This is a genomic window from Streptomyces sp. Tue6028, assembly GCF_002300165.1.
In the GTDB taxonomy this organism is placed as follows: domain Bacteria; phylum Actinomycetota; class Actinomycetes; order Streptomycetales; family Streptomycetaceae; genus Streptomyces; species Streptomyces siamensis.
Window position 1 is genome coordinate 267,233 of the sequence record NZ_MLCE01000003.1, and the last position, 10,927, is coordinate 278,159.

Sequence of the window (10,927 nt, forward strand, 5' to 3'; positions counted from 1 at the left end):
GGGACGAAGGCGGATCGATAGTGGTCCGAAGCCGCAGGTCCCTAGTTTCGAATGCGAACGAAGGGGCGGCGCCGGGCGCCGCCCCCACACGCACCCGCTACGGCGCAGACCTGGGAGTCGCAATGCAGAACATCCGGAGCACGACGGTCGGTCACATCCTGGTGGCCTGGATCATCGCGCTCTGCGCGCTCGGCGCGGCGGGTTCCCTGGCGGCTGCCGTCTCCACCAGCGCGGGATCGGCCGGCACGGTGGTCGTCGGCCCCGACGAGGAGGACTGGCACTGAACGCTCCGGCGCAGAGCGACCGGTCCGGCCCCGCCGCCGCGGGGCCGGACCGGTCCGAGCCGGGACCGGGGACCGCGGCACCCGCTTCTTCAGCTGGCCGCGGCCGACCTTTCCCGTTCGCGATGTGCAGTCGCGAGGTGCTGTGCGAAGAGCAGTACCAGCTCGTGGAAGCGGTACAGCGGACGGCCGAGGCGGTCGACGCCGCAGATGTCGAGCAGCGCCGCGTCCACCAGGTGCTCCAGACTCTCCTCCGCCGCCGACTCGGGCTCGGCGAGGTGCCGGGCAGCGCGCTCGGCGGGGAAGGGCTCCGTGCCGATCCCCGCCAGGCGCACCAGTGTCCGCCCCGCCGGTCTCGGCAGCTGCCGCACCGACGGGACCAGCACGCGCCGCAGGTCCAGTCCCCCGTAGGAGAGTTCACGCAGTCGCTGGGCGGGGTCGGCGAGGCGGGCGGCGAGCCAGGAGACCGGCCAGTGCGGCCGGGCGGCCAGCCTGCTGCCCGCGATACGCACCGCGAGCGGCAGCCCGCCGCAGTGCGCGAGCACCTGGTACGTGGCGTCGGGCTCGGCGAGCAGTCGCCGCCGTCCCACTCCGGCCGCCAGCAGCTCGTACGAGGTGTCCCTGCCGAACGGGGTGAGGACGGTGGTCCGTGCCTGGGCCACCCGGGTCAGCCTCGCCCGGCCGGTGATGAGGACCGCCGCCTCCGCCGACCCCGGCAGCAGGAGGTCGAGCTCCCGGCTGTCGACGGCGCCGTCGAGGACGACGAGGAGCCGCCTGCGCGCCGTCCGGGTGCGGTAGCGACGGATCAGCTCGTCCAGGTCGGCGCCACGCCCCGGACCGTCGGCCGGCACGCCCAGGGCTCGCAACAGGACCGTCAGGACCTCGCCGAGCTTCTTGGGACGGCCGTCCGGGTGGGCCAGCTCGGCGAAGAGCTGTCCGTCCGGGAAGTGCTCGGCGCTGCGGTGCGCGGCCCGCACGGCCAGCGCCGTCTTGCCGACGCCTGCCATGCCGGTCACCAGCAGGGCCCGCGGCCCGCCGCCCTTGCGCGATTCGGCCAACTGCGCGCAGAGCGTGTTCAGTTCCTCCCCCCGCCCGATGAAGTCCTCGATGTCCGGCGGCAGGGTGACCGGACGCGGCTCGTACGGGTCGCACGGCTCCTCGTCCCCGTAGGGGACGGTGACGGCGGTCCGGGCCGGTCCCGCGCTCCTGGCACCGAGGCTGCCGACCAGGACGGCCTGGTAGGTGGCGCCGAGCGCCTCACCGGGCTCGATGCCCAGCTGCTCGTCGAGCACCTTGCGGCCCTCGTGATAGGTGTGCAGCGCGTCGGCCTGCTGGCCGCAGCGGAAGAAGGCCGTCATGAGCTGTGCGCGGAGCTTCTCGCGCAGCGGGAACTCCGCCACCAGACCCGTGAGTTCGGAGGTGAGCTGCTCGTGCCTCCCGAGCTCCAGGTCCGCTTCCACGCGGCTCTCCAGGGCGTGCAGCCGCTGCTCTTCGAGGCGGGCCAGCTCGGCGCCCGCCAGGTACTCGGTCACGTTGCCGAGTGCGGCCCCCCGCCACAGGCCGAGCGCCCGGCTCAGCAGGGTGCTGGCCTCCCTGTGACGCCCGCGGCCCAGGGCCGCGCGGCCTTCCCGGTCCAGCTGCTCGAACTCCAGGAGGTCGAACGTGCTGTGCGGCGCCCGCAGGACATAACCCGGCGGGCGCCGGTCGATCTCGACGTCGTCGCCGAGCAGTTTGCGCAGGCGCGACATGTAGGTGTAGATCTGCGCTCCGGCCGTGGCGGGCGGCTCCCACCCCCACAGCATGGAGCTCAGGCGCTCGTCGGACACGACCCGCCCCCGTGCGAGCAGCAGGCTCGCGAGGACCGTGTGCACCTTGGATCCGGACAATGCGATTCTTACGCCACCCTTGCGGGCTTCCACCGGGCCGAGGACTTGGAAGTCCATTCGGCACCCCCCGTTCTGACATGTGCGGAACTTGGCTCGGTGGAGAAACTATGGAGGACCGTTATTCCTGCGTTATCCGTCGGCCTCTTTGGCTTGCCGGTACCTTGCGCTAGGCGGAGATGATCCTTCCGAGGGCGGCGGCGACGGCCCGGTGGACCTCCTTGCCGTTGTCGGAGTTCGTCATCACCACACAGCCCGTGCCGGACCGCAGCCGCACCGAGGTGAGCGCGCGGAAGCCGGCGGTCTGTCCACCGTGCCCGAACTCGGGTTCCCCCGGCGTCGCGTCGACGACGGTGCCCAACCCGTAGAAGCTGCCGGGGAACGCCTCTGTGAGCATCGCGCCGGCCAGCCGTGCGGACAACAGGTCGGACAGGCCCTGGTGCGCGCGGCGCAACGCCCCCGCGAAGGCGGCCAGGTCGGCGGCGGTGGACCACAGACCGCTGCCGGCCCGCACCGGGCGCACCCGGTGGCCGCCGGACAGTTCACGTCCGTGCTGGTCGTGTCCGGCCGCGGCGTCCGGGGTCCCGGGCGTCCCGAAGGCGCTGTCCCGCATGCCCAGCGGTTCGAACACCAGCTCCTGGACCGCCTTGTCGAAGTCCCGGCCCATGACATCGGCCAGGACCTGTTCCACGACCGCCCACTGGGCGCCCTCCTTGCGGAACTGCGCGCCCGGTTCGTGCTCCGCCCGGACCTCGTCCAGGATCCCGGTGAGGCTCGGCATCGCCTCGTCGGGACGCCACCAGGTGGCGCTGGCCCCGGCGAGACCCGAGGTGTTGGACAGGCACTGGCGCAGCGTGACGGGCCGACCTCCGGCCGCCCGGGGCAGCGTCCGGCCGATGAGCACGGTGTCCAGGTCCGCGTCGAGGTCGAGGACACCGCGGTCGACGAGCCGCAGGGCGGCGTACGCGGTGACGTGCTTGCTGATCGAGCCCGCCTGGAAGCGGGTGCGCAGGGTGACGGGAGCGCCGGTCTCCGTCGAGCGCACGCCGTGGGCGCCGACGGCCACGGCCTCGCCGTCCCGCAGGACCGCCACGGCCGCACCCGGGACGCGGTGCTCCGCCATGACCCGCTCGACCTCGCCCGCGGAGAGGGCACGGGCGTCGACTGTCGTCATCATGGTCGTCTTCCTCGTGGTGGGCGCCGTCGTGGTGGACGTACGCGCGGTCGTCGTCCGAGCGGTGTCCCTCGGCGCTCCGTCCGCCGTGGCCGACGACACGCCGTCGGACGCTCCGGCGTCGAGCGCGGTCGCGAGGTCCTCGATCGTCCCGTTGTCCAGGAGCATGCGCAGGCTCAGGGCGAGGCCCGCCCGGCGGGCGGCGGCGAGGACGTGGACGATCCGCATGGAGTCGGCGCCGAGATCCGCCAGCCGGTCCCGCACGCCCACGTCGGGCACGCCCAGCACCTCGGTGCAGACGTCCGCCAGGAGACGCTCGACGGGGGTGCGCGGGGCCACGTACGCGCGGTCGGCGACGAGCGCCGACCGGCCGGGGGCCGGGAGGGCCTTGCGGTCGATCTTCCCGGCGGCGCTGAGCGGAAGTTCGTCGAGGAGGACGAAGGCCGCGGGCACCATGTACGCGGGGAGTTCCGCCGCGAGACCGCCCCGCAACGCCTCCTGGTCCGGGCCCGAGGCGCGGTCCACGGCGACGTACGCGGCCAGCCACTTCTCGCCACCGGCGTCCTCACGGACCACGACGACCGCGTCCCGGACACCTTCGCGGCGCCGCAACCGCTCCTCGATCTCACCGAGTTCGATGCGATAGCCCCGGATCTTCACCTGGTGGTCCTCGCGGCCCAGGTATTCGAGCTGGCCGTCCGCACGGTGGCGGGCGAGGTCGCCCGTCCGGTACATGCGCGAGCCGGGTGGGCCACCGAACGGTTCGGGCAGGAACCGCTCGGCGGTGAGCGCGGGCCGCCCCACATAGCCGCGCGCCACACCGGCACCGCCCAGGTACAACTCGCCCACCACCCCGACGGGTACGGGTTGCAGGGCCGCGTCGAGCACGTAGGCCCGCATGTTGTGGATCGGGCGGCCGATCGGCACGGTGTCCGCGCCGCCTTCGACCTCCCAGCCGGTGGCCCAGATGGTCGTCTCGGTCGGCCCGTACAGGTCGACGAGACGGTCCACGTGCCCGTGCAACTCCCGGGCGAGGGGCGGCGGGCAGGCCTCGCCGGTCGTGATCGCGGTGACCGGCCGGTGCGCGAAGCCCGCGGCACGCAGCAGCTTCCACCCTGCGGGGGTGGCCTGGACGTGGGTGACGCCCCGGCCGTCGATCAGTTCCAGCAGCGCCCCGGAGTCACCGGTCTCCTCGTCGCCGGCCAGCACGATCCGGCCGCCGGTGACCAGCGGCAGGTACAGCTCGGCTGCCGAGATGTCGAACGAGAGCGAGGTGGCGGCGAGCCAGGTGTGCGCGGGCCCCGCCTCGAACCGCTCACGCATCGAGAACAGCAGGTTCAGCAGCGAACGGTGCGCGATCTGCACGCCCTTGGGCCGCCCGGTGGATCCTGACGTGAACAGCGTGTAGGCCAGGCCGAGTTGCAGTGCGTCCGGCGCGCCGAGGTCGGGAGCGCTGTCCGGCTGCCTGCCGATCTCCTCCCGCTCCCCCGGCGCCTCCAGGTCGAGGAGCACGCCCTCGTACGCTCCGCCGTCGGCGGCCGGGACGCCGTCCTCGGCTCCGTCGGCCGGCCCGCCCGGCCGGGGTACGCCGGTGGAGGCGTCGCCGATCCGGTCCGCCAGGTCCGTCTCCGTGACCACCAGGCGGGCGCCGGCCGCTCGCAGCATGTAGGTGAGCCGTTCGCGGGGCAGTGCCGGGTCCAGCGGGAGGTGGGAGCCGCCCGCCTTCCAGATGCCGAGCAGCACGGGCAGGAGTCCCCGGCGACGGCGCAGCAGCACACCGACCACCGCGTCGGTGCCGACGCCCGCAGCGCGCAGCCGGTGCGCAACACGGTTGGCCTGCCGGTCGAGTTCTCCGTACGTCAGTGATCCGTCCCGTGCCTCGACGGCGACGGCGTCGGGGCGGGCGGCGGCGGCGCTTGCGAACACCTCGTGCACGCGGCGCGGCCCTTGTCGCGGATTGCTCATTCCCACTCCACCTCGGTGTCGTTCCAGTCCTGGAGGATCTGTGCGCGCTCCGCCTCCGGGACGACCGCCGCCTGAGCGTCGCCGTCCGGGCCGGCGGCCATGGCTTCGAGCACGGCCCGGTACATCCCGGCGAGGCGTTCGGCGTTGACCCGGTTCAGGCCGGTGCTGATCGCGCGCAGGACGAGCCGTCCCGGCACGTTGGCGAGGGACAGCGTGAACTCGTTCGAGCTGTCCCCGGCCCCTGCCCGCACGTCGACCGTTCCGGTGTCCACCTGGTGGAAGTCCTGGTAGCGGAACATGACGTCGAACAGCCGGCGTCCGCCGGCGAGCCGCTGCACGGCGGGCAGCGGATGCCGCCGGTGCCCGTACACCTCGGCCTCGCGGTCGAAGACCTGGCGGACGAGTTCGCCCCACGTGCGGGCTCCCCGCCGATGGGCGAACGGCAGCGTGTTCAGGTACATGCCGTACACCCGCTCGATGCCGGGGACTTCGGGGCGCGCGCTGTACAAGACGCCTGTGTGGAAGGCGTCTTCGTGCGTGAGTGTGCTCAGCACCTTCAGATGCGCGGCCAGCAGTACCGCCTTGAAGGACGTCCCGGTCTCCGCCGCGAGGGCTCGCAGCTCCGGTTCGAGGTCGCGGAACTCCACCGACAGCTTGAAGTCCTCCCGAGGAGTCCCGGGCCCGGTGCCCCAGTCCGCGGGCAGGCTCCACGGAGCATGCTCGTGCACGATGCCCCGCCAGTACGCGCGGTCGTCCTCGGAGTCCAGCGAGGCGAGTTCGGCCGCGATGAAGTCCGCGTAGCGGACCGGCACGGGCTCGGGGGTGGTGGGTTCCTCCCCCGCCGCGTACGCGTGGTAGAGGCCGAGCACCTCCATCAGGAGGGATTGCTGGCTCCAGCCTTCCGTGATCGCATGGCAGTGCGTGAATCCGAGGTGCCAGGCCTCGTCCGACTCGACGAGCGCGGAGATCCGCAGCAGCGGTGCGCGCCCGAGGTCGAACAGGTCGCCGCGCTCCCGCACGATGTGGTCCCGCCGCGCCTCCTCGAACCGCTCGGCGGAGCCGCCGCGCAGGTCGCGCACCGAAACGGGCGCCTCGGCGGTCGCGTGGACCAGTTGCAGCGGGACCTCGAAGTCCTCCAGCTCGATGGAGGTGCGCAGCATCTCGTGCCGCTCGACGACGGTCCGTGCCGCACGGGCCAGGGCGTCCTCGTCGAAGGGCCTTCCGTCCTTGATCCGGAACGTCGAGGTGTTGTGGTACTTGTTCAGACCGTCGTCGGCCAGCATCTCCAGAACCATGCCGAGCTGCACCTGCGAGAGCGGGTACGCGTCGACGACGTCGTCGGGGAGGGAATCCCTGACGCTCTCGGAGACCAGCGCGAACGGGGCCACGGTCACCGGTGCCGTGCGGTCGGTCCGGTGCGCCCCGTCGGGGCCGGCTCCGCTGTCGTCGCCGAGCGCGGTGGCGAGTCCGGCGACGGTCCGGTGACGGAACACGTCGCTGACGGCTGCCTCGAACCCTTCGGCCCGCAGGGCACCGACCAGCGCGATCGCCTTGATGGAGTGACCGCCGAGGTCGAAGAAGTTGTCCTCGACACCGACCTTGTCCAGACCCAGGACCTGACCCCAGACCTCGGCGATCCTCTCCTCCGTCGCACTGCGCGGGGCGACGTAGGTGTCGGTGGCGACCGCCTCCGGGTCCGGCAGAGCCCGCCGGTCCAGCTTGCCGTTCGCCGTCAACGGGATCGCATCGAGCTGCACGAACGCCGAGGGGACCATGTACTCGGGCAGCGTGCCGTTCAGGCACTCCCCCAGAGCGTCGGGGTCTCCGCCGACGACGTAGGCGATCAGACGCTGGTCGTCGGTCACGACCACGGCCGCGTCCGCGACGTCCGCGTGAGCGGTCAACGCGGCCCGGATCTCACCCAGTTCGATCCGATAACCGCGCACCTTCACCTGGTCGTCGATCCGGCCCAGGAACTCCACCGCACCGTCCGACCGCCACCGCGCCAGATCACCCGACCGATACATCCTCGCACCCGGCTCACCGAACGGGTCCGGGACGAACCGCTGCGCAGTACGGGCCGGATCACCGACATATCCGCGTGCCACGCCGATCCCGCCGACGTAGAGCTCGCCGATCACGCCGACCGGCACGGGCTCCTGACGCGCGTCGAGGATGCGCATGGTCATGTTCGGCAGCGGACGGCCGATCGGGACGACACCCTCATGCGACGCCTCGACGGGAAACACACACGTGCCCACCGTCGCCTCGGTCGGACCGTACTCGTTCCACACCCGACCATCCCCCAGCAGCCCCCGCCAACGCTCCACGAGCGCACCCGGCAGCGCCTCACCCGCGACCACGATCCGCGACGTCAACACACGGATCTCCTCATCCGACAGCTGAGCGCCGATGACCTCCAGATGACCGGGGGTGAGCTTCAGGAAGGAGAAGGGGGCCGCGCCGGCGAGTGCGCTCCCCAGTTCTGTCAGCTCCCCGTCATAGAGCCACACCCGCTGCCCTGCCACGAGAGGTGCCCATACGTTCGGCACCACCAGGTCGAACGCCACCGACGAGAACACCGGCGCACCACCCGAACCACAGGACGCCAACTCCCGCACCGCCCAGTCCACATGATTGACCAGACTCCGATGCGAGACCTGCACACCCTTCGGCCGACCCGTCGAACCCGACGTGAACACCGTGTACGCCAAACCATCCAGATCCACCGACGGCAGCGACCCACTCACCGGCGGGTGCTCCACGTCGGCCCGGACGACCTCGACACCGAATCGGTCGACATAGGCGGCGGACGTGACCGCGACCTCGACGCCGGCATCCGCCAGCATCCCGGCCACCCGCTCCCCCGGCAACACCGGATCCAACGGCACAAACCCCGCCCCGGCCCGCCACACCCCCAGCAACGCCACCACCAGATCGACCGAACGATCCAGCAACACCGCCACCGACGAACCCACACCAACACCGGCACCACGCAAAGCCTGCGCCAGACGATCAGCCCGACGATCCAGCTCACCGAACGTCAACGACCGACCCGCCGCCTCCACCGCCACCACACCCGGCGACTCCACCCCACGCACAGCGACCAACTCCGGCACCGACAACCCCGGCACCGCGACCCCCGTGTCGTTCCACGACGAGAGCACCAACTCCCGCTCTTCGCACGGCAAGTACGTCGATTCGGCGCTGCCGTCCACGTCCCGGGCCATGGCTTCCAGGACGGCCCGGTACATGGCGGCGAGCCGGTCGACGGCCTCGTGCGTGAGACGGCCGGGGTCGGCCGTGAGGAGCAGGCCGGCCGCTCGGGCGGCGACGGCGAGGCCGAACTCCGTGGCGCCCTCGCCCATGCCCGAGTCCGCGTCGACGATGTCCGACTCCGCCTGGGCGTCCTTGAGGTCGAGATAGCTGAAGCGGACGTCCAACAACCTTGATCCGTCGGCCAGTTCGCGTTGCATCACCGGCATCGGGAAGCGGCGGTGCGGCCAGAGGGCGGCTTCCTGGTCGTAGACCTGGCGGACGAGGTCGCGCCAGGTGCGGGCGCCGCGCCGGAACGCGAACGGCACCGTGTTCAGGTACATGCCGTACACGCGCTCCGCGCCCAGGATCTCCGGGCGACCGCTGCACACCAGCCCGGTATGGAACGACTCCTCCGGAGTGAGCAGGCTCATCACCTTCAGGTGCGCCGCGTGCAGCACGGCCTTCAGCGAAGTGCCGGTGTCCCTCGCGGCGGCCCGCAACGCCGGCGCGAGGTCGGCGAGCGGAACGCGGACCGTGCGCGCGGGGCCGGCCGTGGCGCCACCGCTCCAGCCCGCGGGCAGCTCGAACTTGGCGTGCCCCTCGATGACATCGCGCCAGTAGGCGCGGTCACCGTCGGACTCCGTCGAGGCCCGCTCGGCCGCCACGAAGTCGGCGTACCGCACGGCGGGGGCTTCGGGCTCGGGCAGTGCCCCACCGCTCCGCAGCCGCAGGTAGTTCTCGACGATCTCGCTGAGCAGCGAGCGGTGACTCCACCCCTCGGTGATGGGGTGGCACACGCTGACCGAGAGCCACCAGGCCTCGTCCGACTCGACGAGCGCCGAGACCCTCAGGAGGGGCGGGCGTTCGAGGTCGAACGCGGCGGCCCGCTCCGCCACGACGTGCGCGCGGCGGGCCGCTGCCTGGTGCTCCTCGTCCTGCCCCCGCAGGTCGTGGACGGTGACCGGGATCTCCGCGCTCGGGTGGATGAGCTGAAGCGGCACCGAGTAGCCCTCCAGGGCGAAGGAGGCCCTGAGCATCTCGTGCCTCGTCACCAGCGCCTGTGCCGCCTGGTGGAGCGCGTCGGCGTCGAAGGCTCGTCCGTCCCTGATCCGGAACGTCGTGGTGTTGTGGTACTTGTTCCGGCCGTCGTCGGCGAGCATCTCCACCAGCATGCCGAGCTGCACCTGCGCCAACGGGAAGGCATCCACCAGACCTGCGGGGAGTGCGGCCCGGTCGGCGTCCGGGATCAGGGCGAAGGGTGCCACGACGGGGACGTCCTGCGCGGGCGTGCCCTCGCTCGTGCCGAGCGCGGTGGCGAGTCCGGCGACGGTCCGGTGACGGAACACGTCGCCGACGGCTGCCTCGAACCCTTCCGCCCGCAGGGCACCGACCAGCGCGATCGCCTTGATGGAGTGACCGCCGAGGTCGAAGAAGTTGTCCTCGACACCGACCTTGTCCAGACCCAGGACCTGACCCCAGACCTCGGCGATCCTCTCCTCCGTCGCACTGCGCGGGGCGACGTAGGTGTCGGTGGCGACCGCCTTCGGGTCCGGCAGAGCCCGCCGGTCCAGCTTGCCGTTCGCCGTCAACGGGATCGCATCGATCTGCACGAACGCCGACGGGACCATGTACTCGGGAAGGACGGACACCAGGGCCTCACGCAGGTCCTCGGTGCTGCCGACGACGTAGGCGATCAGACGCTGGTCGTCGGTCACGACCACGGCCGCGTCCGCGACGTCCGTACGAGCAGTCAACGCGGCCCGGATCTCACCCAGTTCGATCCGGTAACCGCGCACCTTCACCTGATCGTCGATCCGGCCCAGGAACTCCACCGCACCGTCCGACCGCCACCGCGCCAGATCACCCGACCGATACATCCTCGCCCCAGACTCGCCGAACGGGTCCGGGACGAACCGCTGCGCAGTACGGGCCGGATCACCGACATATCCGCGTGCCACGCCGATCCCGCCCACGTAGAGCTCGCCGATCACGCCGACCGGCACGGGCTCCTGACGCGCGTCGAGGATGCGCATGGTCATGTTCGGCAGCGGACGGCCGATCGGGACGACACCCTCGTGCGACGTCTCGACGGGGAACACACACGTGCCCACCGTCGCCTCGGTCGGACCGTACTCGTTCCACACCCGACCATCCCCCAGCAGCCCCCGCCAACGCTCCACGAGAGCACCGGGCAGCGCCTCACCCGCGACCACGATCCGCGACGTCAACACACGGATCTCCTCATCCGACAGCTGAGCGCCGATCACTTCCAGATGACCGGGCGTGAGCTTCAGGAAGGAGAACGGGCCCGCCTCAGCCAGCGCACCACCCAGTTCGGTCAGCTCACCGTCGAACAACCACACCCG

General features: G+C 71.8%; 4 protein-coding genes. 1 reads left to right on the forward strand and 3 read right to left on the reverse strand.

What is annotated here, in order from left to right:
- The first annotated feature begins 122 nt into the window (after nucleotides 1-122).
- Entirely contained in the window at nucleotides 123-284 is a 162-nt protein-coding gene (locus tag BKI49_RS35180; RefSeq protein ID WP_179332311.1) for a hypothetical protein, read from the forward strand.
- Between the two features lie 89 nt (nucleotides 285-373).
- Here BKI49_RS35180 and BKI49_RS03070 read toward each other — a convergent pair whose 3' ends face one another.
- The 3 genes from BKI49_RS03070 to BKI49_RS03080 all read right to left on the reverse strand — a co-directional run bounded on the left by BKI49_RS03070 (nucleotide 374) and on the right by BKI49_RS03080 (nucleotide 10,792).
- Nucleotides 374-2,167 (reverse strand): AfsR/SARP family transcriptional regulator, encoded by a 1,794-nt coding sequence (locus BKI49_RS03070; protein WP_257004590.1) that lies wholly within the window; start codon nucleotides 2,165-2,167, stop codon nucleotides 374-376.
- Between the two features lie 166 nt (nucleotides 2,168-2,333).
- On the reverse strand, nucleotides 2,334-5,303 hold the full coding sequence (locus BKI49_RS03075) for an amino acid adenylation domain-containing protein (RefSeq protein ID WP_095932598.1): 2,970 nt from the start codon (nucleotides 5,301-5,303) through the stop codon (nucleotides 2,334-2,336).
- A complete protein-coding gene (locus BKI49_RS03080) occupies nucleotides 5,300-10,792 on the reverse strand; it encodes a non-ribosomal peptide synthetase (RefSeq protein ID WP_218835023.1) in 5,493 nt (1,830 codons plus the stop codon). Before BKI49_RS03080 ends, BKI49_RS03075 begins: the two co-directional genes overlap by 4 nt.
- Nucleotides 10,793-10,927 lie beyond the last annotated feature (135 nt).